The sequence below is a fragment of the Streptomyces sp. CRN 30 genome (assembly GCF_034105845.1).
On the sequence record NZ_JAVRHI010000210.1, the window covers coordinates 14,981 to 39,216 of the forward strand.

Below are 24,236 nucleotides of genomic sequence, written 5' to 3' on the forward strand. Positions count from 1 at the left end.
AAGGGACCGCACATGCCAGGGGAACCCCAAGAGGACTGCCTCTTCTGCAAGATCGTCGCCGGCGGCATCCCGGCTACGCTCGTCCGCGAAACGGAGACGACCCTCGCGTTCCGCGACATAAACCCCCAGGCCCCCACCCACGTCCTCGTCATCCCCAAGGCTCACTACAAGGACGCCGCCGCCCTCGCCGCGGGCGCCCCGGAGCTGGCCGCGGACGTGCTCCGCGAGACCCAGGCCGTCGCCGACGACGAGAAGCTCGACAGCTACCGCACCGTCTTCAACACGGGCGCCGGCGCCGGCCAGACCGTCTGGCACGCGCACGCGCACGTCCTCGGCGGCCGCGGCCTCCAGTGGCCCCCCGGCTGAGCCACCGTGTCCGTACGCGAACTCGTCGTCCTCGGCACCGCCAGCCAGGTCCCCACCCGGCACCGCAACCACAACGGCTATCTGCTGCGCTGGGACGGCGAGGGCATCCTCTTCGACCCCGGTGAGGGCACCCAGCGCCAGATGGTGCGCGCCGGGGCGGCTGCCCACGACCTGAACCGGATCTGCGTCACGCACTTCCACGGCGACCACTGCCTCGGCCTGCCGGGGGTGATCCAGCGGATCAACCTCGACAAGGTCCCGCACGAGGTCACCGCCCACTACCCCCGCTCCGGGCAGCGCTTCTTCGACCGGCTGCGGTACGCCACCGCCTACCGCGAGACCGTCGGCGTCACCGAGGCGCCGGTGGCCGAGGACGGCGTCCTGGCGCGCACCGCCGCGTACACCCTTCAGGCGCGCCGGCTCGCCCACCCCGTGGAGTCCTTCGGCTACCGGCTGACCGAACCCGACGGCCGCCGCATGCTGCCCGACCGGCTCGCGGCGCACGGCGTCAAAGGCCCGGACGTGGGCCGGCTCCAGCGGGAGGGGTCGCTCGGCGGCGTCACGCTGGACGACGTCAGCGAGGTCCGCCGCGGCCAGCGGTTCGCGTTCGTCATGGACACCGGCCTGTGCGACGGGGTGCATGCGCTCGCCGACGGCTGCGACCTGCTGGTCATCGAGTCGACCTTCCTCGACGAGGACGAGGGCCTCGCCGTCGAGCACGGCCACCTCACCGCCGGGCAGGCGGCCCGCGTGGCCCGCGACGCGGGCGTCCGTCACCTGGTCCTGACCCACTTCAGCCAGCGTTACTCCGACCCGGAGGAGTTCGAACGGCAGGCCAGGGCCGCCGGGTTCGAGGGGGAGCTGACCGTGGCGCGCGACCTGCTCCGGGTGCCGGTTCCGAAACGTCGGTAAAGTCCCCGTACCATTCTCTGATGCCCCTGCCCAAAGCTGAACTGCACCTGCACATCGAAGGCACCCTGGAGCCCGAGCTGGCCTTCGAGCTGGCCGCCCGCAACGGCGTCGCGCTGCCGTACGCCGACACCGACGCCCTGCGCGAGGCGTACCGGTTCACCGACCTCCAGTCGTTCCTGAACCTGTACTACGAGCTGATGGCCGTCCTGCGCACCGAGCGGGACTTCGAGGCCCTCGCCGACGCCTACCTCGCCCGCGCCGCAGCGCAGGGGGTGCGGCACGCCGAGATCTTCTTCGACCCGCAGGCGCACACCGCCCGCGGCGTCCCGCTGGCCACGGTCGTGGACGGGCTGTGGCGGGCGCTGTCCCGCAGCCGGGAGAGCCACGGCGTCTCCACCCGGCTGATCATGTGCTTCCTGCGCGACCAGCCCGCCGAGTCGGCCCTGGCGACGCTGACCGCCGCGCGGCCCCACCTGGACCGGATCACCGGGATCGGCCTGGACTCCGCCGAGGTCGGGCACCCGCCGGCGAAGTTCCGCGAGGTGTACGAGGCCGCCGCCGCGCTCGGGCTGCGCCGGGTCGCGCACGCGGGCGAGGAGGGTCCGCCCGCGTACATCACCGAGGCGCTGGACCTGCTCGGCGTCGAGCGGATCGACCACGGGCTGCGCTGCGCCGAGGACCCCGAGCTGGTGAAGCGGCTGGTCCGGGAGCGCGTTCCGCTCACCCTGTGCCCGCTGTCCAACGTCCGGCTGCGCACGGTCGACACCCTCGCCGACCACCCGCTGCCCGCGCTGCTCGACGCCGGGCTGATGTGCACGGTCAACTCCGACGACCCTGCCTACTTCGGCGGTTACGCGGGCGACAACTTCGACGCCGTCCGCGACACCCTCGGTCTGACCGAGGACCGGCTGCGCGAACTGGCCCGCAACTCCTTCCTCGCCGCCTTCCTGGAGGACGACGAGGAACTGCGGGCCGCGTACCTCGCCGAGGTCGAGTCGTACGCCTTCCCCCGGTGAGACGCCGGTGAGACGCCGGTGAGGCCGCTCAGGCCGCGGAGCCGGGCAGCGGGCCGGCCGTGTCGTAGGCGTCCTGGTCGGTGACGGCCGGGACCTCCACCTCGATCTCCACGACCGGCTGTTCGCCCGCGACCGCCTCGGGCACCGCGCCGGGCAGCGGCCGGCGTCCGCCGGCGCGCAGGGCGACGGCGGTCAGCGGTACGGCGATCAGCAGCAGCCCGGCGCCGAGGACCAGGCCCATGCCCGTGAACCCGGCCCGCGCGGAGAGCACGCTGCCGGTCAGGGGCCCGGCCGCCGTGCCGAGCGAGGCCGCCGACCCGGCGAGCACCGCCCACCGGCCGCGCGGGTCGAGGGAGGCGGCGAGGCCGATCAGATAGGAGAGCACCACCGGGTAGAGGGTGTTCCAGGCGATCTCCCCGGCGGTGAAGGTGACCGGTCCGGTCGCGGACGCGGTCAGCACGATGCACCCGGCGATCAGGACGGTGCCCGCGCCGACCGGTACCGCACGGCCGAGCCGGGAGCCGAGCGCGCCGGCCGTGACCACGCCGATCAGTCCGGCGCCCAGCGCCGCGGCCAGCACCACGCCGAGCGCGGCCTCGCCGAGCCCCGCCTGGCCGAGTCCGATGCGGCTGGTGACGCCCCACAGCGAGTTCTGCGCGAGGGCCCAGAGCACCATGGCCCCGGCGAGCACGAGGCCGGACCGGCGGTGGGGGAGCGGGGAGGTGTCCGGTCCGGCGGCCGTGTGCCGGGTGGCGCCGGGCAGCCGGCCGGTGGCCGGCCACACGGCGAGCGCGGTCAGCGCGATCGCGGCGAGCGGGGTGCCGTGGCCGGGACCGAGGTGGGGTACGGCGAGATACACCGCCGCGGCCAGCGCGGAGACGGTGAGCAGGCCCAGGGTGGACGCGCGGTGCGGGTCCTTCTCGGCCGCGATCCGCGACGCGGCGACGGTGGTGGCGGTGCCCGAGCCGAACCCGCCGAGGACGACGCCGGCGACGACGGCGGGGAGGAAGTCGGTGAGCGCGGCGGTGCCGTAGCCGACGGCGGCCAGCGCGAGGCCGGTCCGGGCCAGGGCGCGGGCCCCCGCGCGCTCCACGCGGGAGGCGAGCAGGAATCCGGCGGTCGCGGAGCTGAGCAGCAGGGCGCTGCCGACCGCGCCGGCCTGGGTGGCGGTCAGGCCGAGACCGGAGCCGAGCCGGCCGACGGTGGTGGGAAGCAGGTACGGGGCGAGGTACCCGGCCGTGAAGAGGGCGACCAGGGGCCATGGAGTGGTGCGGGCGAACACGGGCGTTCCCAGGGCATGCGAAAGGAAGCGGTCAAAAGGCTGTCAAAAAGAGAGAAGCGACGGCCGTCGATCGACGGGAGCGCGGGCAATTTGTATCAAGCGCGAGGGCGCGCGAACGAAGCCGAAAAGTATGATCTGGATCACTTAACGGTTTGGCATTTGTAGTACCGGGTAACAGAGGCCGTTCTGTCCAGCCCCCGCAACGCCCGACAGTGGACGTTCCGCCGGTGCCGTGGTGCACACTGGCCTGCATCCGCACCAGGCCAGGGAGCACACACCGTGACCGCGTCCACCGCGCACTTCGGAGAGGAACACCACCGCCACCCGGGCGCCGACCCGCTGGCCGCCCTGCGCACTCCCGGCGACCCGCCCGTGGACGTTTACCTCACCGGCACGGTCTTCCTCGACATCGTCTTCACCGGCCTCGACTCCGCCCCCGTGCGCGGCACCGAGTCCTGGGCCCGCGGCATGGGTTCGAGCCCCGGCGGCGTCGCCAACATGGCCACCGCCCTCGCCCGCCTCGGCCTGCGCACCTCCCTGGCCGCCGCGTTCGGCGACGACCACTACGGCGACTACTGCTGGGACGCCCTCGAACAGGGCGAGGGCATCGACCTGTCCCCCTCCCGGACCGTCTCCGGCTGGCACTCCCCGGTGACGGTCTCCCTCGCCTACGAGGGCGAGCGCACGATGATCTCCCACGGCCACGAGGCACCGCCCGAGGACCGGACCGTCCCCGGCCGCCCGCCCCGCGCCCGCGCCGCCGTCGCCTCCCTCACCCCGGGGCTGCGCGCCCCGTGGATCGCCCGCGCCGCCGCGGACGGCACCCGGATCTTCGCCGACGTCGGCTGGGACGACACCGGAGCCTGGGACCTCGCGGCCCTGCCCGACCTCGCGCACTGCGAGGCGTTCCTGCCCAACGCCGAGGAGGCGATGCGCTACACGGGCACCGACTGCCCGCGCGCCGCCGCCCACGCCCTCACCGAACACGTCCCGCTCGCCGTCGTCACCCTCGGCGCGGACGGCGCCTACGCCGTCGACCGGCGCACCGGCGAGACCGCCGAGGTCCCCGCCATCGCCGTGGAGGCCCTCGACCCCACCGGCGCCGGGGACGTCTTCGTCGCCGGATTCGTCACCGGCACCCTCGCCGGGTGGCCGCTCGCCGACCGCCTCGCCTTCGCCGGGCTGACCGCCGCCCTCTCCGTCCAGGAGTTCGGCGGCTCGCTCTCCGCGCCCGGCTGGTCCGAGGTGGCCGCCTGGTGGCGGGAGGTCCGCTCGGTCGACGACCAGGACCCGGCGGCCCTCACCCGGTACGCCTTCCTCGCCGGCCTCGTCCCCGACGGCCCCGGCCCCGGGCCCGGACACCCGGCCCGCCCCTGGCCGCTGCGCCGCGCGGTCCCGACGATCGGCTTCCGCCGGCCGCTGTGAGCGGACCGCCGGGCCGGACCCCCGTGAGCGAACCGCCGGGCCGTCCCCGCGAGCGTGTCCCGGACGCTGCGCGAAAAGCCCTACGGCGTTGTCAGATCCCCGTCGTACCCTGGAAAGTGCGAGGCCGCTCCAGCCGTGCGGCCGTGACGAGGAGGAACCGCAGGCCTTAAGCGCCGGCCCATGACTCAGACACCCACAGCTCACACTCCCGCGCAGGAGCAGGCGAGAGCACGGTTCACCGTCCCCGCCCAGCACCCCATGGTGACCGTCCTGGGGTCCGGAGACTCCCTCCTCCGCGTGATCGAGAAGGCCTTCCCGGCGGCCGACATCCATGTCCGGGGCAATGAGATCAACGCGACCGGCGACCCTGCGGACGTCGCCCTGGTCCAGCGCGTGTTCGATCAGATGATGCTGGTGCTCCGCACGGGGCAGCCGATGACGGAGGACGCAGTGGAACGCTCGATCGCCATGCTCAAGGCGAGCGTGAACGGGGAGAGCGACGGCCAGGAGACCCCGGCCGAGGTGCTCACGCAGAACATCCTGTCCTCGCGCGGCCGCACCATCCGCCCCAAGACGCTCAACCAGAAGCGGTACGTCGACGCCATCGACAAGCACACCATCGTCTTCGGCATCGGCCCCGCGGGCACCGGCAAGACCTACCTGGCGATGGCCAAGGCGGTGCAAGCCCTGCAGTCCAAGCAGGTCACCCGCATCATCCTGACCCGCCCCGCGGTTGAGGCCGGCGAGCGCCTGGGCTTCCTCCCCGGCACCCTCTACGAGAAGATCGACCCCTATCTGCGCCCGCTGTACGACGCGCTGCACGACATGCTCGACCCCGACTCGATCCCGCGCCTGATGGCGGCGGGGACGATCGAGGTCGCGCCGCTGGCCTACATGCGCGGCCGTACGCTCAACGACGCCTTCATCATCCTGGACGAGGCCCAGAACACCAGCCCCGAGCAGATGAAGATGTTCCTCACCCGCCTCGGCTTCGACTCGAAGATCGTGATCACGGGTGACGTGACCCAGGTCGACCTGCCGGGCGGCACCCAGTCCGGTCTGCGCCAGGTCCAGTCCATCCTGGACGGCGTCGACGACGTCCACTTCGCCCGCCTGTCGTCCCAGGACGTCGTCCGCCACAAGCTGGTGGGCCGTATCGTCGACGCCTACGAGAAGTACGACAGCACGCACGGAACCGAGAACGGCGGGCACAAGTCCCACGGCAAGCCGTCCGGCACCACGCGGTCCAAGGGGAAGTAGACCAGCACGACCATGTCCATCGACGTCAACAACGAGTCCGGAACCGAGGTCGACGAGCAGGCGATCCTCGACATCGCCCGCTACGCGCTCGCGCGGATGCGCATCCACCCCCTCTCCGAGCTCTCGGTGATCGTCGTGGACGCCGACGCCATGGAGCAGCTGCACATCCAGTGGATGGACCTGCCGGGACCCACGGACGTCATGTCCTTCCCGATGGACGAGCTGCGCCCGCCGTCCAAGGACGACGACGAGCCGCCGCAGGGCCTGCTCGGCGACATCGTGCTCTGCCCCGAGGTCGCCGAGAAGCAGGGCAAGGACGCCGAGACGCAGCACACCATGGACGAGGAGCTGCAACTGCTCACCGTCCACGGCGTGCTGCACCTGCTCGGCTACGACCACGAGGAGCCGGACGAGAAGGCCGAGATGTTCGGCCTCCAGGCGGCCATCGTGGACGGGTGGCGCGCGGAGAAGGGCCTGACCGGCCCCTCCCCGGCCCCGACCGTCTCATGAGCCTCCCCCTCGTCGCCGGCGCCGTCGCTCTGGTCGTCGTCGCCTGGCTCGCCGCCTGCGCGGAGGCCGGACTCGCCCGCGTCTCCAGCTTCCGCGCCGAGGAGGCCGTCCGCTCCGGGCGGCGCGGCAGCGCCAAGCTCGCCAAGGTCGCCGCCGACCCCACCCGCTACCTCAACGTGGCGCTGCTGGTCCGCGTCGCCTGCGAGATGGCCGCCGCCGCGCTCGTCACCTACGGCTGCCTCAACGAGTTCACCGACACCACCGAGGCGCTGCTCATCGCCATCGCCGTCATGGTGCTCGTCAGCTACGTCGCCGTCGGGGTCTCCCCGCGCACCATCGGCCGCCAGCACCCGCTGAACACGGCGACCGTCGCGGCGTACGTCCTGGTGCCGCTGGCCAGGATCATGGGCCCGATCCCGTCCCTGCTGATCCTCATCGGCAACGCGCTCACCCCCGGCAAGGGCTTCCGCCGGGGCCCGTTCGCCTCCGAGGCGGAGCTGCGCGCGCTGGTCGACCTCGCCGAGAAGGAGTCGCTGATCGAGGCCGAGGAGCGCCGCATGGTGCACTCCGTCTTCGAGCTGGGCGACACCCTCGTCCGGGAGGTCATGGTGCCGCGCACCGACCTCGTGGTCATCGAGCGGTACAAGACCATCCGCCAGGCCCTGACCCTCGCCCTGCGCTCCGGGTTCTCCCGCATCCCCGTCACCGGGGACAGCGAGGACGACATCGTCGGCGTCGTGTACCTCAAGGACCTCGCCCGCAAGACGCACATCAGCCGCGACGCCGAGAGCGAGCTGGTCTCCACCGCGATGCGCCCGGCGTACTTCGTGCCCGACACCAAGAACGCCGACGACCTGCTGCGCGACATGCAGAAGGACCGCAACCACGTCGCCGTCGTCATCGACGAGTACGGCGGCACGGCCGGCATCGTCACCATCGAGGACATCCTGGAGGAGATCGTCGGCGAGATCACCGACGAGTACGACCGCGAGCTGCCGCCCGTCCAGGACCTCGGCGAGGACCGCTTCCGGGTCACCGCCCGCCTCGGCACCGGCGACCTCGGCGAGCTGTACGGCCTGGAGGAGTTCGACGACGAGGACGTGGAGACCGTCGGCGGCCTCCTCGCCAAGGCCCTCGGCCGGGTCCCGATCGCCGGTGCCTCCGCGACCGTGGAACTCCCCGACGGCCGCTCCCTGCGGCTGACCGCGGAGGCCGCCGCCGGGCGCCGCAACAAGATCGTCACCGTCCTGTCGGAGCCGGTGCCCGCGACGGCCGGCCAGAAGGCCGAGGAGCCGCGGTGACCCGGGGCCCGGCCGCCCCCGAGCCCGCTCCCGGCCTTCCGGCCGTGCTCCGTATGCTCGGATCATGACCGACAGCAGCGCGCTCACCGCCGAAGACCGCAAGATCGTCACCCTGGCCCGTTCCGCGCGGGCCCGCAACCAGGTGCCCGAGGGGGCCGCCGTGCGCGACGAGACCGGCCGTACGTACGTCGCCGGCACCGTCGACCTGGACTCCCTCAAGCTCAGCGCGCTGCGTACGGCGGTGGCGATGGCGGTGGCGTCCGGCGCGACCTCCCTGGAGGCGGCGGCCGTCGTCACCGCCGCGGAGACCGCCTCGGACGAGGACCGGGCGGCCGTACGGGACCTCGGCGGCGCCGGGACGCCGGTACTGGTGGCCGGCCCCGACGGCGCGCTCCGCACGACGGTCACCGCGGGCTGACCGGACGGCTCGGGCGGCCCGGTGCCGCGGGCCGGCCGGCGGGCTCCGGACGGCTGGTGCGGCGGGGTCTTCTGGATCAGGGACAATGGGCGCCATGAGCGTTCGCAGTCAGTCATCCGAGCCGTCGGACACCTCCGGGACCGAGGCCGTCCACCGGGCGGGCTTCGCCTGCTTCGTGGGCCGCCCCAACGCGGGCAAGTCCACCCTCACGAACGCTCTGGTCGGGAAGAAGGTGGCGATCACCTCCAACCGTCCGCAGACGACCCGGCACACCGTGCGCGGCATCGTGCACCGGCCCGAGGCCCAGCTGATCCTGGTCGACACCCCGGGCCTGCACAAACCGCGCACTCTCCTCGGCGAGCGGCTCAACGACGTGGTCCGCGCCACCTGGGCCGAGGTCGACGCGATCGGCTTCTGTCTGCCGGCCAACGAGAAGCTCGGCCCCGGCGACCGGTTCATCGCCAAGGAGCTGGCCGGGATCAAGCGGACCCCGAAGGTCGCGATCATCACCAAGACCGACCTGGTGGACTCCAAGACCCTCGCCGAGCAGCTGATCGCCGTCGACCAGCTCGGCAAGGAGCTGGGCATCACCTGGGCGGAGATCATCCCCGTCTCGGCGACCGCGAACCAGCAGGTCGACCTGTTGGCCGACCTGCTGATCCCGCTGATGCCCGAGGGGCCCGCGCTCTACCCCGAGGGCGACCTGACCGACGAGCCCGAGCAGGTCATGGTCGCCGAGCTGATCCGCGAGGCCGCGCTGGAGGGCGTACGCGACGAGCTGCCGCACTCCATCGCCGTCGTCGTCGAGGAGATGCTCCCGCGCGAGGACCGGCCCGCCGACCGGCCGCTGCTCGACATCCACGCCAACGTGTTCATCGAGCGCCCCAGCCAGAAGGGCATCATCATCGGCCCCAAGGGCAAGCGCCTGAAGGACGTCGGCATCAAGTCCCGCGCGCAGATCGAGGCGCTCCTCGGCACCCCGGTCTTCCTGGACCTGCACGTCAAGGTCGCCAAGGACTGGCAGCGCGACCCGAAGCAGCTGCGGCGGCTCGGGTTCTGAGACCCTGAGCGCGGGCGTCGTCCCGGCTTCCCCGAGCGGGCGGGTCGCCCCGTCTCACGCCACCGAGCGGATGCGCCCCACCAGCGCCGCCCCCGCCAGCGCGATCACCGCCGCCACCGCGTACAGCACCCGGTACCCGCCGAGGTGGGTGACGAGGGGCGCGGCGAGGGCGGGGGCCGCCACCTGCGGCAGGGCGTTGGCCACATTGACCAGGCCGAGGTCCTTGCCGCGGTCCGCGGCGCTCGGCAGCACCTCCGTCATCAGCGCGAAGTCGACGGAGGTGAACACCCCGAAACCGACGCCGAGCAGCGCGGCGGCGACGACCGCGGCGGGCCAGGTCTGCCACCCGGCGAGCAGCGCCGTCGCCCCGGCGATCAGCAGCCCCGCCCCGGTCACGAAAGGCCGGCGGCGGCCCGCCCGGTCCGACCACGCGCCCCCGACGACCACCGTGGCCAGCAGCGTCACCGCGTTCACGGCCGTCAGGACCAGCACGCCCCGCTCGGGGTCGTCGATCTCCAGCCGGTCCCGCAGGTAGTAGAGCAGGTAGAGCAGCACCAGGGCGTTGCTGAGGTTGATCAGGCACCGGGTCAGCCAGGCCCAGCCCAGATCGGGGTACCGGCGCGGGCTCAGCCAGAAGCCCCGCAGGAAGTCCCGCCACGACGACGGGGATCGCGGCCGCACGGGCGCCGCCCCCGGCTCCGACCGGCCGAGGACGTACGGCAGGACCCCCACCACGACGAACACCGCACAGGCCGCGTATCCCGCCCCCGTCCCGCCCGCCGCCGTCGCCAGGCCGGTACCGCCGACCACGCCCAGGATCTGGGCCACCCCCAGCCAGCCGCCCACCGCGCCCCGCTGCGCGCGCGGCACCCGGTCCGGGACCGCCGCCGTCACCGCCGCGAACGCCGCGTTCAGCGTCAGCTGCGCCAGGCACCAGCCGGCCGCCAGGACGGCCGCGCCGCCCGCCCCCGCGAGCAGCAGCAGCGACAGCGCGCCGCCCGCCGCGCCCGCCGCGACCCACGGCCTGCGCGGTCCCCACCGCCCCGCCGTCCGGTCGGAGAGCGCCCCGAAGAACGGGTTGGCGAGCAGCGACACCGCCGCGCCCGCCCCCGTCACCCAGGCGAGCAGCGTCTCCTTCGACATCCCGGTGCCCGGCGCGAACTCCTCCGCCTGGTCGGCGAGCAGGATCTGCAGCGGACCGAACCACCCCACCCAGACCGCCGCGTTCGCCAGTGCCAGCGCCGTGACCCAGCCCCGTCCGGCCCGGCCGCCCGGTCCGCCCGCGTCCGGTGTCGCGTCCGGGCCGCGGGTCGTGGTCACCGCTGTGCCTTCAGCAGCTCCCGGAACCAGTGGTAGGAGGCTTTCGGCGTACGTGTCAGCGTGGCGAAGTCGACGTGCACCAGCCCGAACCGGCGGGCGTACCCCGCCGCCCACTCGAAGTTGTCCAGCAGCGACCACACGAAGTAGCCGCGGACGTCCACGCCCCCCGCCACCGCCCCGTGCAGGGCCCGCAGATGGGCGTCGAGGAACGCGATGCGGTCCTGGTCGTCCAGGCCGGGGTACGAGCAGCCGTTCTCGGTGATCAGCACCGGCGGCAGCCGGTCGCCGTAGCTGTCCCGCAGCCCGGTGACCACCTCCGCCAGCCCCCCGGGGACGACCGGCCATCCGAAGTCCGTCACCGGGTACCCCTCGATCTGCCGTACGGAGAAGGGCAGCCCGGCCGGGACCGGCACCCCGCCGGCGTCGCTCGGGGCGTCCGTCGGGGCGCCCACCGAGGTCGGCGCGTAGTAGTTGACCCCGTAGAAGTCCAGCGGCTCCGCTATGACCGCCAGATCGGCCGCCACGTCCCCCGGCATCAGCTCCGCCACGCCCCGCGGGTACCGCCCGGTGAGCAGCGGGTCGGCGAAGAGCCGGTTGAGGAGGAGGTCGTAGAAGTCGGCCGCCTCCCGGTCGGCCGGGGCGTCGGAGGCGGCCCGCACGGGGGTGTGGGAGTTGGCGATGCCGATGTCCCGGGCGCCCGCCGCGCGCAGCGCCCGTACCGCCAGGCCGTGCGCCAGCAACTGGTGGTGGGCCACCGGCAGGGCGTCGAAGAGCAGCTCCTCGCCGGGCGCGTGCACCCCCAGGGCATGGCCCAGCAGGGTGTGCTCGGCGGGCTCGTTGAGTGTGATCCAGGACGGTACGCGGTCCCCGAGCCGGTCGGCGACCCGGGCCGCGTACTCGGCGAACCGGAACGCCGTGTCCCGTATCCGCCAGTCCAGGGTGACGGGCAGGTCCCAGTGGAAGAGCGTCGGCACCGGCCGCACGCCCGCCGTGCACACCTCGTCCACCAGCCGGTCGTAGAAGTCGAGGCCGCCGGGGGAGTTCACCCGGGGCCAGGAGACCGAGAAGCGGTAGGCGTCCACGCCGAGACCGGCCAGGAGGGCGACGTCCTCGCGGTAGCGGTGGTAGTGGTCGCAGGCGACCGCCGCCGTCGAGCCGTCGGCCACCCGTCCCGGCCGGTCCGTGAACGCGTCCCACACGGACCGCTCGCGCTTCTCGGCCGCCCCCTCGATCTGGTGGGCCGAGGTCGACACTCCCCACAGGAAGCCGGCCGGGAACCTGGGCATCGGGTCGGTCGTCATGCGCGGATCATCCGCACCCCCCTCGGGGGAAGTCAACGGCCGTACCGCACACGGAAGTTACCGGCCCTCCTTCAGTACCCGGGAGATCAGCCGCCGCTGTTCCTCGGTCAGCCGGGGATCGGCGGCGTACACCGTCCGGTCGTCCACGGTGATCTGGTAGCTGAAACCGTCCGGTACCCCGACGGGCGGCGTGGCCCGAGCGGTCTCGACCGCCTGCTGGGCCAGCGCGTGCCACTCGTGCGCGTCCGCGCGGCCCGCCGTGTCCACCTCCGCGTGGCGTTCGATGCCCGCGAAGCCTCCTGTGCGCCTCACCTGAATCCGCATGGGTCCGTGTCTAGTACCTCCGCGTCCCGTACGGAACTACTGCGCGGGCACGCCGACCTGTTCCCATGCCTTGCTCACCGCGTCCAGTTCCTCACCGTTGCCGTAGCGGGCGCGGGCGGCGGCCAGGGTCAGCCCGGCGAACTCCTCGAACTCCGCGGTCTGTGTCAGCTCACCGCCGGTCAGCGTGTCGTACCAGACCTGTCCGGCGCGCTCCCACGCCTTGCCGCCGAGTGCCGTGGCGAAGAGGTAGAACGCGTGGTTGGGGATGCCGGAGTTGATGTGCACGCCGCCGTTGTCCTGCCCGGTGTGGACGTAGTCGTCCATGGTCGCGGGCTGCGGGTCCTTGCCGAGGACGTCGTCGTCGTAGGCCGTGCCCGGGGCCTTCATCGAGCGCAGCGCCGTGCCGGTGACGTCCGGTCCGAGCAGGCCCTCGCCGATCAGCCAGTCGGCCTGCTCGGCGGTCTGGTCCTTCGAGTACTGCTTGATGAGGGAGCCGAAGACGTCCGAGACCGACTCGTTGAGGGCGCCGCTCTGGCCGAAGTACTCCAGGTTCGCCGTGTACTGGGTGACGCCGTGGACGAGTTCGTGGCCGATGACGTCGATGGCGACGGTGAAGTCGAGGAAGATCTCGCCGTCGCCGTCGCCGAACACCATCTGCTCGCCGTTCCAGAAGGCGTTGCCGTAGTCGCGGTCGTAGTGCACGGACGCGTCCAGCGGCAGTCCGCTGCCGTCGATCGAGTCCCGCCCGTACGCCGTGAGGAGCATCTCGAAGGTGGCGCCGAGGCCCGCGTAGGCGCGGTTGACGGTGGCGTCCTTGCCGGGCTCGTCGCCCTCGCCGCGGACCTTGGTGCCGGGCAGGTCGGTGCCGTGCTGGAGGTCGTAGATCGTGCGGTGCGGCTTCCCGGCCTCGGCGGCCGCGGGCGCGGCCACGGCGCGGGCGCCGACCACCGTGGTCAGGCGGCGCTGGGTGCGCTCGGCGGCGTCGCGCCTGAGGGTGCGGCGGGCCCGGTCGGCGACCGTGGAGTTCTCCGCACGGGCGAGCCTGTCGAGCAGGTGCGGCGGGACGATGGTGCAGAAGACGGGCTGGAAGCCCCCGTTGGTGTTCATGCCCGAAACCCTTGCACTGCGTAGCGCTACTGTCACTACCTGCAACCGTTATTGGTAAAACTGAGGCGCCGGTGAGTGAATGCGGCTTCCGAAGTGGTATACGGCACTTTTCGTCCCTGTTTCCTCACGGGTCCCGCATACTGATACGGACCCGCGTATCCGGCACGGCTGGGCTAGGCTGCACAGCACCATGCGTTTCGGGCTGCTTCTCCTTAGCTGCCGCGGCGAGGGCCTGTAGTCGAGGCCGACTCCCTCCCCGCGGAGCTTCGTGTTGCGTCGGCCGTCCTTCCGGACTCGCGGACACCGCGGAAAAAACGAGGAGCCCACGCCACCATGGCCAATCGCCAGCAGCCCAGTTCCATGCCCGTCAGCAAGTACCGCGGCTACGAGCAGGTCGACATCGCCGACCGCACCTGGCCGAACCGGCGGATCACCGCCGCCCCCCGCTGGCTCTCCACCGACCTGCGTGACGGCAACCAGGCCCTGATCGACCCCATGTCGCCCGCCCGCAAGCGCGCGATGTTCGATCTGCTGGTCAAGATGGGCTACAAGGAGATCGAGGTCGGCTTCCCGGCCTCGGGCCAGACCGACTACGACTTCGTCCGCTCCATCATCGAGGACCCGGACGCCATCCCGGACGACGTCACCATCTCCGTACTGACCCAGGCCCGCGAGGACCTGATCGAGCGCACGGTGGAGTCGCTGCGGGGTGCCCGGCGCGCCACCGTCCACCTGTACAACGCCACCGCGCCGGTCTTCCGCCGGGTCGTCTTCCGCGGCTCCAGGGACGACATCAAGCAGATCGCCGTCGACGGCACCCGGCTGGTGATGGAGTACGCGGAGAAGCTGCTGGGCCCGGAGACCGTCTTCGGCTACCAGTACAGCCCGGAGATCTTCACCGACACCGAGCTGGACTTCGCGCTGGAGGTCTGCGAGGCGGTGATGGACGTCTACCAGCCCGGCCCCGGCCGCGAGATCATCCTCAACCTGCCCGCCACGGTCGAGCGCTCGACGCCCTCCACCCACGCCGACCGCTTCGAGTGGATGCACCGCAACCTGTCCCGCCGCGAGCACGTCGTGCTCTCCGTCCACCCGCACAACGACCGCGGTACGGCCGTGGCGGCGGCCGAACTGGCCGTGATGGCCGGCGCCGACCGCGTCGAGGGCTGCCTGTTCGGCCAGGGCGAGCGCACCGGCAACGTCGACCTGGTCACTCTCGGCATGAACCTGTTCTCGCAGGGCGTCGACCCGCAGATCGACTTCTCCGACATCGACGAGATCCGCCGTACGTGGGAGTACTGCAACCAGATGGAGGTCCACCCGCGCCACCCGTACGTGGGCGACCTGGTCTACACGTCCTTCTCCGGCTCCCACCAGGACGCCATCAAGAAGGGCTTCGACGCCATGGAGGCCGACGCGAAGGCCAAGGGCGTCACCGTCGACGACATCGAGTGGGCCGTCCCGTACCTGCCGATCGACCCCAAGGACGTCGGCCGCTCCTACGAGGCCGTCATCCGCGTCAACTCGCAGTCCGGCAAGGGCGGCATCGCCTACGTCCTGAAGAACGACCACAAGCTGGACCTGCCGCGCCGGATGCAGATCGAGTTCTCGAAGCTCATCCAGGCGAAGACGGACGCCGAGGGCGGCGAGATCACGCCGAAGGCGATCTGGGCGGTCTTCCAGGACGAGTACCTGCCCAACCCCGAGAACCCCTGGGGCCGCATCCAGGTCAGGACCGGCCAGACCACCACCGACCGGGACGGCGTCGACACGCTCACCGTCGAGGCCACGGTCGACGGCGCGGACACCGTCCTGACCGGCTCGGGCAACGGTCCGATCTCGGCCTTCTTCGACGCGCTGGCGGCCGTCGGCATCGACGTACGGCTGCTGGACTACCAGGAGCACACGATGAGCGAGGGCGCCTCCGCGCAGGCCGCCTCGTACATCGAGTGCGCCATCGACGGCCAGGTGCTGTGGGGGATCGGAATCGACGCGAACACGACACGTGCCTCGCTGAAGGCCGTCGTCTCCGCCGTCAACCGAGCGGCTCGCTGACCGGCCGGACCAGTGGTTCGAAGCCCCGTCCGCCTCATAGGGGGCGGGCGGGGCGCCGTCGTGTATCGGCCATAAACCCGTGCAGGTCACGGAGAGGTCTCGTACGGGGTACTGACTCCACGTCGGCGATGTGGCTAACATCACGCCAGCACGGCGATGTTGCCGTGCGGTTACGGAGGTGCGACGTGCTGCCTGGACGGGGACGGAACGGCAGGGCTGCCCGGCCGCCGCGCATCCTGGGGACCCGCACCGCGTGGACGGCCGTCGGCGACGGCGAGTTCTACTGCCCCGGCTGCGGGGGCGACCGCAACTACCAGCGCCTCACCGGCCGCAGGCGCCTCACCCTGTTCCGCGTGCCCGTGCTGCCGCGCGGCGAGACCGGACCGGTCGTCGAGTGCGCCGCCTGCCGCCGGCACTTCGGCACCGACGTCCTGGACCACCCGACCACCACCCGCTTCTCCGCGATGCTCCGCGACGCCGTGCAGACCGTCGCCCTCGCCGTGCTGACCGCGGGCGGCACCCGCTCCCGCACGTCCCTGGAGGCGGCGGCCCTCGCGGTGCGCGCCGCCGGCTTCGAGGAGTGCACCGAGGAGCGGCTGGACACGCTGGCGCGGGCGGTCGCCGAGGACACCGGGCGGGTCCACGGGGAGCCCTGCGGACCCGGGCTGGCCATAGAGCTGCACGAGGCGCTGGACCCGCTGGCCCCGCACCTCGCCGCCGCGGGCCGCGAGTCGATCCTCCTCCAGGGCGCCCGGATCGCGCTCGCCGACGGCCCCTACACACCCGCCGAGCGGGACACCCTCGCCACGGTGGGCGCCGCCCTGACGATCTGCTCCGACGACGTCACCCGACTGCTGGCGGCGGCGCGGACGCCGTCCTGAGGGACGCGTACCCCGCTTCCCGGTCCAGCGGGCCGATGTCCAGGAACATCACCTCGCGGTCCATCCCGGGGCCGAAGTAGTCCCGCCGCAGGCCGCCGTCCGGCGGCTCGGGGACGAAGCCCAGGGAGCGGTAGAGCAGGATCGCCGCCCGGTTCGCGGGCTCCACGGTGAGCCGCACCCGCTCGGTCCCGCAGCGCCGCAGCCGCGCCAGCACCTCCTCCATCAGTTCCCGGCCGAGGCCGTGCCGCCGCCGGTCCTCGGCCACGCACAGCCCGAGGATCCAGCTCTCCCGGTCCAGCGCCGTGGTGCCGGCCAGTACGTAGCCGCGCAGGCGGCCCCGGCCGTCGTCCAGGACCAGGAAGTGCTCGGCGTACATGTCCCACAGCTGGCGCAGCAGGAACCCCGGGTAGGCGACCTCCTGGAAGACCTCCTCGTCCAGTCGCCGCAGCTCGGGCAGGTCGGCCTCCCGAGCCGCCCGCAGGACCAGCGGTTCCGGGTCCGCGACGGCCCGCGGGTCCGGTATGCGCAAGGGGGTCACGAGCTGTTCGGGATCATTGAGGAAACGTTCCAGCGATTCTGCGGTCATTACTTCCCCCAGTCGGATCATATGGGCAAAAGTCAACTTGACGATGACGTGGTTACCCCTTGCGGGAACGTGGTTCCGTGTGGCGGACGGTGGCGGCTTCTGGCTAGAGTGTGCTGCCAACTCCCGTCGTGCAAGGGAGAGTTGGCGTGTGCGACGGTGCGCCCGACGTGCGCCCGCTGGAAGGGGACTGGCGTATTTCGTGCTGGCCGCACCGTATTTCGTGGCCTATCGTGCGGAATGACGATGTGCTGTTTCCGTCGACAGCCGTCCCGGCGATCACACGCACGGCACACTCTTTTGTCGATGACGAACGGAAAGCGGCAGGGTGATTATGGATCGCAACGCCGACGCGCCTTGGTCGAAGTTCGATCCGGAGGCTTACGTCGACGTCAATTACAGGACACCGCTCGACGTCGATCTCCTGATCCTTCGGGCGATGCGGGATCACTTCAGCCGTTGTTTCAGAGACTCCGCCCCGCAGTCCGTGCAGGGTATCGACGTCGGCGCCGGCGCGAACATGTACCCGGCGCTGGCCATGCTCCCGTGGTGCGAAAAGATCGTTCTGCTCGAATACGCCCAGCCGAATGTCGAATATCTGGAACGGCAGACCGTCGACGGCGGCCTCGACGCGACATGGAACGCATTCTGGGACGTCCTCCTGGAAGATCCGGCCTACCGTGACGTCAAACCGGCCGGCCGGGTCTCCGAGATCGTCCGCGTCGAGCGCGGCAACCTCTTCGACCTCGACGGACCCCAGCGCTACGACCTGGGCACCATGTTCTTCGTGGCCGACTCGATGTCCGAGTGCCCCGACGAGTTCCGGCGCGGCGTCCGGTGTTTCATGAACACCTTGTCGAAAGGTGCCCCCTTCGCCGCCGCCTTCATGAAAGAATCGGTCGGCTACCAGGTGGGAGATCAGCACTTCCCGGCGTACCGGGTGAACGAGGAGCGGGCCAGGGAGAGCCTCGCCGCGTACACCGACGACCTGGAAATCCACGATCTTCACCAGGTGGTGCGGAAGGGGCACGAGGGAATGCTGCTCGTACTCGGACGACGCAATTCCGCGGTTGCCCTTCCCTGACGGCGGGGACGATTACTGCGTATAAGGCAGAGAGATCTGTGCGAGGGGTGCGGGGATGCAGATCAAGCCACGTCAGCATCTGCTGGACGTCTGGCGGGCGGTGGCCCGCTACTCGTTCGACAACGGGAAATATCTCGCGGGGGACTCCAGAGGGCTGAGCAGCGTCGCGGACGCGGAGCGGCTGCTGTGTCTGCTCTACCCGGCCACGGAGGTCCCCGCCTTCCGCCTGGACCAGCCGGACACGACCGACCGGGAGGTCCTGCGCGTCCTGGAGGACGCCGGCGGCCGACTGGAGATCCCGTCCAACCTCATCACCGCCCTGACCCAGTACATGCGCACGCACACCGGACCGGACGAAAGCCCCACCTTCGCCGGCGGCTACTACTTCAGGACCGCCGACCCCGAGGCCGAACTCACCCACCAGCAGTCCCAGTTGGGAGTGGTGGACTCCTTCTCCATGTCCGTCACCCTGTGCCTGGCCACCCTCGGCTTCCTCAAGGTGTACGAGACCACCACCACCCGGCCCGACGTGCGCGCCTCCGTCGCCGAGCTGAGGGAGGTGACCAAGACCCGGCTCACCGCCGCGATGATCAGCCTGCTGCGCTCCTTCACGGTCAACGTCTTCGACGCCGAGTCCGAGCAGGGCCGCCGCCTCATCCAGGTCATCGGGCAGAACAGACAGTCCGACCGGGTCGTGCTCCAGCAGTTCGCCCGCCGGCTCCGGCCGCTGCGCGCCACCATCATCGAGAGCCTCACCCGCGGCATCCAGGTCGACGAGTCCATCCGCGACGAGACCCAGCTCTTCGAGTGCGGCTGGGCCTGGGGCGTGGTCCGCGACGCCCCGCGCGTCACCGACCTCGACATCCAGGTCCCCGGCCAGCCCGACGGCATCGCCGACCGGCTGCCCTACGTGTACTTCACCGTCGTCGCCCTCGACGGCATCCAGGACCTCTTCTCCAACCGCACCCTCACCCTCGGCCTGCTCGACGAGGACCAGCAGAAACTGGCCGAGGCCCTCCGGCTGCGCTGGGAACTGAGCCAGCAGTACTGGTCGGCCGTCGCCCGCTTCGGCGCCGACCGCTGGCCCCTGGAGGACCTGCCCTGGCAGACCACCGGACTGCGGCTGGAGTCCGAGTACTTCTCCCTCACCGTCGCGGCCATCCTCGTCCACGACCTGGTCCGCCGGAACGCCACCGACGACGACCTCACCCGCACCGTCGCCGTCATGGAACGCCTCGCCGACCGCGGCCGCATCAACAGCCGCATGACCAAGGACGACCCGACGATCCGGCTGCACCACCCGGGCGTCACCATGCCCCTCGCCGGCTCCGAGCGCTCCGGCGGTCCCCTGCTGTGGCGGATGACCGACTACTCCGCCCAACTGCTCAAGCGCATCATCCAGCTCGCCGTGCTCTCCCAGAACATCAACTCCCAGGGCCGCCTGCTGCGCCTGGCCGAGCAGACCTTCGAACACCTCTGGCACCGGCGTATCCGCTCCGGCGAGGGCCTCGACCTCTGGGACGACGTGCGGTCCGTCTACCCCAACGCGCACGACACCGACCGGCGCCTGTCCTGGTCCGTCACCGAGCGCGTCACCGAATGCCTGGTCGCCGCCCGCAACCTCTACGAGCAGCAGCCCATCCCCAGCGTCGAACTGGCCCAGCTCGCCCGGGAACTGCTCAGCGAGGCCAACCACCTCTTCGGCAAGGAGCAGCTGGAGGCGGCCAGCGACGTCGGCGGCAACCGGGGCCGCGCCATGCGCTCCATCGAGAACCGCCTCGACCGGGCCCGCGCCCTGGTCGACAAGCAGCCCGCCACAGCCTTCTCGCTGACCCTGCCGGTGCTTCAGGAACTCGACACCCTGGCCCAGGCCCGGGACGCCGGCGTGAAGGAGGCGTGATCCGTGCTCGTCTTCGCCGCCTCCGACAAGGGAGGCACCGGCCGCTCGGTGACCAGCGCCAACCTGGCCTACCAGCGCGCTCTCAACGGCGACCACGTGGCCTACGTCGACTTCGACTTCGGCTCCCCGACGGCCGCCGCGGTCTTCGACGTGCCCAGCGCCGTCCGCGGCACCAAGGAGCGGGGACTCCACTCCTACCTGGAGGGCGGCACCCCGGAACCCGTCATGATCGACGTGTGGCGGCAGACCGAGCACCCGCAACTGCACGCCTGGCCCAACCAGTCCGGCCGCCTCGTCCTCTTCCCCGGCGACATCGGCGGCGGTGAGTTCGCCACCGACGAGGACGCCCTGGAACGCTGCGTCGACCTGCTGCTGCGGCTCAACGGCGAGTTCGACGTCATCGTGGTCGACCTCAGCGCCGGCCGCAGCTACGCCGTCGACATGGCGCTCGCGGCCACCGCCCACCCCCGGATGCGCAACGTCCCCTTCCGCTGGCTCGTCTTCCACCGCTGGACCCGGCAGCACGTCATCGCCGCCTCCGGCCTCGTCCACCGCGAGCACGGCATCATCCGGGGCGGCGTCGAACGCGGCCACGACGAGAACGCCCTGAGGGCCGCGATCCGCTTCGTCCGGGCCGCCGTACCCGACCCGGAGTCGGCCGTCTGGTCGCAGGGGTCGCCCGCGCAGGCCGCCTGGATGCAGTCCTGCGACGAGGCGCTGCGCAGGCTCGCCGCCGAACACGCCATCGGCGACAGCGTCGTCCTCGGCATCGTCCCCCTGGAGCCCATCCTGCAGTGGCGGGAGCAGCTCATCACCGAGGAGGACGTCCTCGCCACGCAGATAGCGAACAAGGAGACACTGGAGGCGCTGGAGGAGATCGCCCGGCGGCTGACCGACGACTCGTACTGGGGGCTGCCGTGACGGAGCCCGTGTTCCGCGAGACCACCGCCGATCCCCGGACCCAGGCGGTGCCGCTGTCCCACCTCTCGCTGGAGCTGGGCCACGTCTACATGGAGGACTTCGAAGCCGGCCCCGCGCGGCTGCGCGAGCACTTCGCCCGGGTCCGGCCCTGGGCCGAGGCCGCCCGCGCCGTCGCCGCCGCGGCCACCGGCGGCAGACGCCCCCGGATCAGCACCTGCTTCCTGATAGACGACTACTTCGCCCGGTTCTCCAGCCCCGCGCGGATCGTCCCGCTGATCCGCGACGAGGCCGAGCGGGCCGGACTCGCCGTCGACTACGTGGCCCGCGAGTCCGGCTGCGCCGTCACCGGCAAGGTCCCCGTCGCCGACGCCGTCGCCGCCCGCATCGTGGAGTCCCCGCCGCCCGGCAGCTACGGGCTGCGCCCGCCCGCCGCCCAGACCGGCTGGCTGGCCAACGGCGAGCGCAGCCCCGTCGCCCGCGCCCCGCAGGCGATGAAGCGGGCCGCCGCCTGGGAGCCGCCCAAGGAGACCGCCGCCCGCAACCACTCCGTCTTCCTCGACGTCGAGCTGTGGAGCGAGGACGCCGACGGCCGGCGGCTGTGGTCCTGCCCCTTCCTCGCCGCCGTCTGGCAGCTCGCCCGCCTCGGCCTCCTGCGCAACGAGGGCGAACCCGTCTTCACCGCCCAGCCGCACACCGACGACGGCTTCCCCGACGACTGGGACGAACTGCCGTCCCTGATCCGGCTCAACCCCAAGGCCGACCCGTTCGCCGCCTACCGGACCGCCTCGGTCGTCCCCAACCGCTTCCTCCCCGTCGAGCACTCGGTCCGCGTCATCCTCGACCAGCTCGACGTCGACCACGGCGCGCTGCGCCAGGTCGCCGAGCGCTCCGCACGGGAGCAGGCGGCCGTCCCCGACTCGGTGGCCGACCGCGTCTCCTACGTCTTCTACGCGGGACCCTGACATGGTGGCCGCGGCCGGCGCACCCGAGACCGTGCTCGCCTGCGGCGAGATCCGCACCCGTCTGCTCCCCACCCGGCAGGCCCTCGACATCCGCACCGCCGCCCAGTTCCTCGCCCTGCGCGCCGACGAACGCGTCCTGGTCTCCGAACGTCCCGGTCTCTACGCGCGTTCCCCCGAGACCCTCACCGGCGTCGACTGCCCGCTGCCCAGCGCCAACGGCGCCCGGATCCGCGCCGTCGGCACCGTCGCCGCCCGCGCCGCGCTCACCGAGGGCCGCGTCCTGCAGACCTCCGCCTGGTTCCGCCTGCCGGCCGGCGGGCCCGACCGGCGCCGCCCCTGGGGCCACTACCTGGTCCGGCCCGGCGTCGTGGAACCGTTCGGCAAGCTGTCCGCCGAGGCGGTCGCCCAGGGCGTCCTCACCGGCGGACACCACGGCGACCTGGACGTCGGCCTCATCGCCGACGCCCTGCTCACCCGGCTGCTGCGCCACCCCCTCCTCGACCAGCGCCCGCCGCTCAGGTCCCGGCCCACCCGGGTCCGCTGGGCGGCGCTGCCCGCGGCCCCCGGCGAGGGCCCGTCGATCGAGCGGTTCACCCTCGCCGAGGGCGAGCTGCGCACCGTACGCCTGCGGGTGCCCGCCGGGACACCGGCCGCCGACATCGCCGGACTCTGCGACGACCTCGCCCTGCACGACTGGCTGCTGACCACCGTGGTCCACCTGCTCGACGGAGTACGCCTCGGAGCGCCCGGACCCGCCGCCCGGCCGCGGCCCGGCGCCGACGACCGCCCCGCCGTCGTCATGGCGCTGCGCCCCGCCGTGGACCACCTGCTCCACCTGTGGATGCCGCGGGCCCGGGTGACACGGGAACTGGCCCCGCTGTGGGAGACGTTGGAAGAACGCCCGGGATTCACCCGGCAGTGGCAGGCTCTGGTGCAGCGCATCCGCGACCAGCTCACCCTGCACGCGATCCCCTCGCTCTACCGGGAGGTGGAACCCGCTCCCTGAACCTTCCGCGTCGAACCCGACCCGGCCCGCCCCGACGCCCCCACGCACATCCCCGCACCTCGATCCGAGCACATCCCGACGGGGGGAGAAGCGAGATGAGCACGGCAGAGTCACCTCAACCCCAGGAACCGGCCGCACCGCACGGCCCGCGGAGTCCGGCCCTGACCGGCCGGAGCGCCCGTGTGCGGGCCCTGGGCACCGAACATCCCGGCGCGGACCTGTGGCTGCGCCGACTGGCGGCCGGCCTCGTCGTCGGCGCCCTGGCCTGGGCCGTCGCCGCACTGCTCGGCCAGGAGGACAGCACCGCCCGGCAGTTCTCGGCGGCGCTGCTCTGCGCCGCCGCGGCGGTCGCCGTCCAGCACGTCCTCGGCCTGGACCGGCGCGCCCGGGACCTGGAGCGCCGAACCCGGACCGCGCTGTTCGAGACCACCACGGCCGTACAGGACGGCCTGCGCCGCTACGACGACGAACTCCGCACCGAACTGGCCCGCTGGACCGAGGACGTACGGCAGCTCGTCGACAAGCGCCTGCCCCGCGCCGACCTGGACGACGGGGTGCGCCTGCCCGACCGGGCCGACGGGGAGGGCGTGCCCGACCTCGCCAGAAGCTTCGCCGAGGTGCTGGCGCCCGGCCCGGCGATCCTCGGCACGTTCGTCCGCATGGAGATGAAACGGGTGGTCGCCCACCTGTCGGACCTGACCAACCTCAGCGCGGAGTGCCCCGGCGAGAACCACGACTGGATGCTCACCCTCACCCGCGCCGCCCAGCACTCCATCTGCGCCATCAGCACCTCCGTGGACCGCGAGTTCTGGACCAGCGAGCCCGCCAGCCGCTACCTCCAGGCGCAGAAGGAGGTCATCGAGGAGCGGGGCGTCCCGGTCAGCCGGCTCTTCCTGCTGCAGAGCGCCCGCGAACTCGACGACCGGCTGCTGAGCCTCTGCGACGAACAGGAGGTCCTGCGGATCGAGGTCCGCGTGGCCGTCCTGCCCGAGCTGCCGCCGCACCTCCAGCGCGGCACCACCGACGACTTCATCGTCTACGACGAGGAGGTCACCTTCGAGATCGAGCAGGACCTGCGCAGCGTCAACGTCCGGACCCGGCTCAATGCCCGCCAGGACCACGTCCAGGACCGGATGAAGCGGTTCCGGGAGCTGTGGGAGGCGGGCATGAACGTACGGGAGCTGGAGGTCCGGGTCGACGACGAGGAGGACGGCACCTGGATGGTCGACCGGGGCTGAGCGG

General features: G+C 72.1%; 23 protein-coding genes. 17 read left to right on the forward strand and 6 right to left on the reverse strand.

Features of this window, described 5'->3' with window-relative positions:
- The first annotated feature begins 12 nt into the window (after nt 1–12).
- From UW392_RS22430 to UW392_RS22440, 3 genes are read left to right on the forward strand one after another with little or no spacing between them, the layout of a single operon-like run.
- Nucleotides 13–366, forward strand: coding sequence for a histidine triad nucleotide-binding protein (locus tag UW392_RS22430; RefSeq protein ID WP_320776868.1), 354 nt, complete (start codon nt 13–15; stop codon nt 364–366).
- A gap of 6 nt (nt 367–372) precedes the next feature.
- Nucleotides 373–1,278, forward strand: coding sequence for a ribonuclease Z (locus UW392_RS22435; protein WP_320776869.1), 906 nt, complete (start codon nt 373–375; stop codon nt 1,276–1,278).
- Between the two features lie 20 nt (nt 1,279–1,298).
- Nucleotides 1,299–2,294, forward strand: a complete 996-nt coding sequence (locus UW392_RS22440) for an adenosine deaminase (protein ID WP_320776870.1) — start codon at nt 1,299–1,301, stop codon at nt 2,292–2,294.
- A 28-nt stretch (nt 2,295–2,322) separates the two neighbouring features.
- On the opposite strand, the gene UW392_RS22445 is transcribed toward UW392_RS22440, so the two are convergent.
- Nucleotides 2,323–3,576 (reverse strand): MFS transporter, encoded by a 1,254-nt coding sequence (locus UW392_RS22445; protein ID WP_320776871.1) that lies wholly within the window; start codon nt 3,574–3,576, stop codon nt 2,323–2,325.
- Nucleotides 3,577–3,855: 279 nt separating this feature from the next.
- Between UW392_RS22445 and UW392_RS22450 the strand changes: the two genes are divergently transcribed.
- The 6 genes from UW392_RS22450 (at nt 3,856) to era (ending at nt 9,550) form a co-directional block, all read left to right on the forward strand.
- On the forward strand, nt 3,856–5,001 hold the full coding sequence (locus tag UW392_RS22450) for a carbohydrate kinase family protein (RefSeq protein WP_320776872.1): 1,146 nt from the start codon (nt 3,856–3,858) through the stop codon (nt 4,999–5,001).
- A 180-nt stretch (nt 5,002–5,181) separates the two neighbouring features.
- Nucleotides 5,182–6,261: a PhoH family protein gene (locus tag UW392_RS22455; RefSeq protein WP_320776873.1), complete on the forward strand. Its 1,080-nt coding sequence runs from the start codon at nt 5,182–5,184 to the stop codon at nt 6,259–6,261.
- Between the two features lie 12 nt (nt 6,262–6,273).
- Nucleotides 6,274–6,771 (forward strand): rRNA maturation RNase YbeY, encoded by a 498-nt coding sequence (gene ybeY, locus UW392_RS22460; RefSeq protein WP_320776874.1) that lies wholly within the window; start codon nt 6,274–6,276, stop codon nt 6,769–6,771.
- Entirely contained in the window at nt 6,768–8,072 is a 1,305-nt protein-coding gene (locus tag UW392_RS22465) for a hemolysin family protein (protein WP_320776875.1), read from the forward strand. The genes ybeY and UW392_RS22465 overlap by 4 nt, the downstream gene beginning before the upstream one ends.
- Nucleotides 8,073–8,136: 64 nt before the next feature.
- Complete coding sequence (locus UW392_RS22470; protein WP_320776876.1) at nt 8,137–8,490, forward strand: cytidine deaminase; 354 nt, start codon at nt 8,137–8,139, stop codon at nt 8,488–8,490.
- A 94-nt stretch (nt 8,491–8,584) separates the two neighbouring features.
- Entirely contained in the window at nt 8,585–9,550 is a 966-nt protein-coding gene (gene era, locus UW392_RS22475) for a GTPase Era (RefSeq protein WP_320776877.1), read from the forward strand.
- Nucleotides 9,551–9,604: 54 nt separating this feature from the next.
- On the opposite strand, the gene UW392_RS22480 is transcribed toward era, so the two are convergent.
- The 4 genes from UW392_RS22480 to UW392_RS22495 are packed head-to-tail and all read right to left on the reverse strand — an operon-like array spanning nt 9,605 to nt 13,602.
- The gene (locus UW392_RS22480) at nt 9,605–10,870 is read right to left on the reverse strand and encodes an MFS transporter (RefSeq protein WP_414496590.1); all 1,266 of its coding nucleotides are present in this window, start codon (nt 10,868–10,870) and stop codon (nt 9,605–9,607) included.
- Nucleotides 10,867–12,171: a GH1 family beta-glucosidase gene (locus tag UW392_RS22485; RefSeq protein WP_320776878.1), complete on the reverse strand. Its 1,305-nt coding sequence runs from the start codon at nt 12,169–12,171 to the stop codon at nt 10,867–10,869. The genes UW392_RS22480 and UW392_RS22485 overlap by 4 nt, the downstream gene beginning before the upstream one ends.
- 57 nt (nt 12,172–12,228) lie before the next feature.
- On the reverse strand, nt 12,229–12,495 hold the full coding sequence (locus UW392_RS22490) for a protealysin inhibitor emfourin (RefSeq protein ID WP_320776879.1): 267 nt from the start codon (nt 12,493–12,495) through the stop codon (nt 12,229–12,231).
- A 36-nt stretch (nt 12,496–12,531) separates the two neighbouring features.
- Nucleotides 12,532–13,602, reverse strand: a complete 1,071-nt coding sequence (locus tag UW392_RS22495) for a M4 family metallopeptidase (RefSeq protein ID WP_320776880.1) — start codon at nt 13,600–13,602, stop codon at nt 12,532–12,534.
- Between the two features lie 333 nt (nt 13,603–13,935).
- Here UW392_RS22495 and leuA point away from each other — a divergent pair, with 333 nt between their 5' ends.
- Together leuA and UW392_RS22505 are read left to right on the forward strand one after the other, a co-directional pair.
- Nucleotides 13,936–15,657 carry a 2-isopropylmalate synthase gene (leuA, locus tag UW392_RS22500; protein ID WP_320776881.1) on the forward strand — a complete coding sequence of 574 codons (1,722 nt, stop codon included), beginning with the start codon at nt 13,936–13,938 and terminating at the stop codon, nt 15,655–15,657.
- A gap of 185 nt (nt 15,658–15,842) precedes the next feature.
- Nucleotides 15,843–16,538, forward strand: coding sequence for a TerB family tellurite resistance protein (locus tag UW392_RS22505; protein WP_320776882.1), 696 nt, complete (start codon nt 15,843–15,845; stop codon nt 16,536–16,538).
- On the opposite strand, the gene UW392_RS22510 is transcribed toward UW392_RS22505, so the two are convergent.
- Nucleotides 16,501–17,124, reverse strand: coding sequence for an N-acetyltransferase (locus UW392_RS22510; RefSeq protein ID WP_320776883.1), 624 nt, complete (start codon nt 17,122–17,124; stop codon nt 16,501–16,503). The two genes, UW392_RS22505 and UW392_RS22510, sit on opposite strands and share 38 nt — an antisense overlap.
- Before the next feature lie 331 nt (nt 17,125–17,455).
- Between UW392_RS22510 and UW392_RS22515 the strand changes: the two genes are divergently transcribed.
- The 6 genes from UW392_RS22515 to UW392_RS22540 all read left to right on the forward strand — a co-directional run bounded on the left by UW392_RS22515 (nt 17,456) and on the right by UW392_RS22540 (nt 24,232).
- On the forward strand, nt 17,456–18,205 hold the full coding sequence (locus UW392_RS22515; RefSeq protein ID WP_320776884.1) for an SCO2525 family SAM-dependent methyltransferase: 750 nt from the start codon (nt 17,456–17,458) through the stop codon (nt 18,203–18,205).
- Nucleotides 18,206–18,260: 55 nt separating this feature from the next.
- Nucleotides 18,261–20,105 carry an SCO2524 family protein gene (locus tag UW392_RS22520; protein ID WP_320776885.1) on the forward strand — a complete coding sequence of 615 codons (1,845 nt, stop codon included), beginning with the start codon at nt 18,261–18,263 and terminating at the stop codon, nt 20,103–20,105.
- 3 nt (nt 20,106–20,108) lie between these two features.
- On the forward strand, nt 20,109–21,026 hold the full coding sequence (locus tag UW392_RS22525) for an SCO2523 family variant P-loop protein (RefSeq protein WP_320776886.1): 918 nt from the start codon (nt 20,109–20,111) through the stop codon (nt 21,024–21,026).
- Nucleotides 21,023–21,988, forward strand: coding sequence for an SCO2522 family protein (locus tag UW392_RS22530; protein WP_320776887.1), 966 nt, complete (start codon nt 21,023–21,025; stop codon nt 21,986–21,988). Before UW392_RS22525 ends, UW392_RS22530 begins: the two co-directional genes overlap by 4 nt.
- A gap of 1 nt (nt 21,989) precedes the next feature.
- Nucleotides 21,990–22,994, forward strand: coding sequence for an SCO2521 family protein (locus UW392_RS22535; RefSeq protein WP_320776888.1), 1,005 nt, complete (start codon nt 21,990–21,992; stop codon nt 22,992–22,994).
- 95 nt (nt 22,995–23,089) lie between these two features.
- Complete coding sequence (locus tag UW392_RS22540; RefSeq protein WP_320776889.1) at nt 23,090–24,232, forward strand: hypothetical protein; 1,143 nt, start codon at nt 23,090–23,092, stop codon at nt 24,230–24,232.
- Nucleotides 24,233–24,236: the final 4 nt, after the last annotated feature.

Bases quoted from the DNA above. Each gene is read 5' to 3' on its own strand.
- UW392_RS22520 (WP_320776885.1), top strand. From the start codon at position 18,261: ATGCAGATCAAGCCACGTCAGCATCTGCTGGACGTCTGGCGGGCGGTG.
- UW392_RS22440 (WP_320776870.1), top strand. From the start codon at position 1,299: ATGCCCCTGCCCAAAGCTGAACTGCACCTGCACATCGAAGGCACCCTG.
- UW392_RS22515 (WP_320776884.1), top strand. From the start codon at position 17,456: ATGGATCGCAACGCCGACGCGCCTTGGTCGAAGTTCGATCCGGAGGCT.
- UW392_RS22510 (WP_320776883.1), bottom strand. From the start codon at position 17,124: ATGACCGCAGAATCGCTGGAACGTTTCCTCAATGATCCCGAACAGCTC.
- UW392_RS22495 (WP_320776880.1), bottom strand. From the start codon at position 13,602: ATGAACACCAACGGGGGCTTCCAGCCCGTCTTCTGCACCATCGTCCCG.
- UW392_RS22430 (WP_320776868.1), top strand. From the start codon at position 13: ATGCCAGGGGAACCCCAAGAGGACTGCCTCTTCTGCAAGATCGTCGCC.
- ybeY (WP_320776874.1), top strand. From the start codon at position 6,274: ATGTCCATCGACGTCAACAACGAGTCCGGAACCGAGGTCGACGAGCAG.
- UW392_RS22470 (WP_320776876.1), top strand. From the start codon at position 8,137: ATGACCGACAGCAGCGCGCTCACCGCCGAAGACCGCAAGATCGTCACC.
- UW392_RS22490 (WP_320776879.1), bottom strand. From the start codon at position 12,495: ATGCGGATTCAGGTGAGGCGCACAGGAGGCTTCGCGGGCATCGAACGC.
- era (WP_320776877.1), top strand. From the start codon at position 8,585: ATGAGCGTTCGCAGTCAGTCATCCGAGCCGTCGGACACCTCCGGGACC.
- UW392_RS22465 (WP_320776875.1), top strand. From the start codon at position 6,768: ATGAGCCTCCCCCTCGTCGCCGGCGCCGTCGCTCTGGTCGTCGTCGCC.
- UW392_RS22455 (WP_320776873.1), top strand. From the start codon at position 5,182: ATGACTCAGACACCCACAGCTCACACTCCCGCGCAGGAGCAGGCGAGA.
- leuA (WP_320776881.1), top strand. From the start codon at position 13,936: ATGGCCAATCGCCAGCAGCCCAGTTCCATGCCCGTCAGCAAGTACCGC.
- UW392_RS22540 (WP_320776889.1), top strand. From the start codon at position 23,090: ATGAGCACGGCAGAGTCACCTCAACCCCAGGAACCGGCCGCACCGCAC.
- UW392_RS22485 (WP_320776878.1), bottom strand. From the start codon at position 12,171: ATGACGACCGACCCGATGCCCAGGTTCCCGGCCGGCTTCCTGTGGGGA.
- UW392_RS22535 (WP_320776888.1), top strand. From the start codon at position 21,990: ATGGTGGCCGCGGCCGGCGCACCCGAGACCGTGCTCGCCTGCGGCGAG.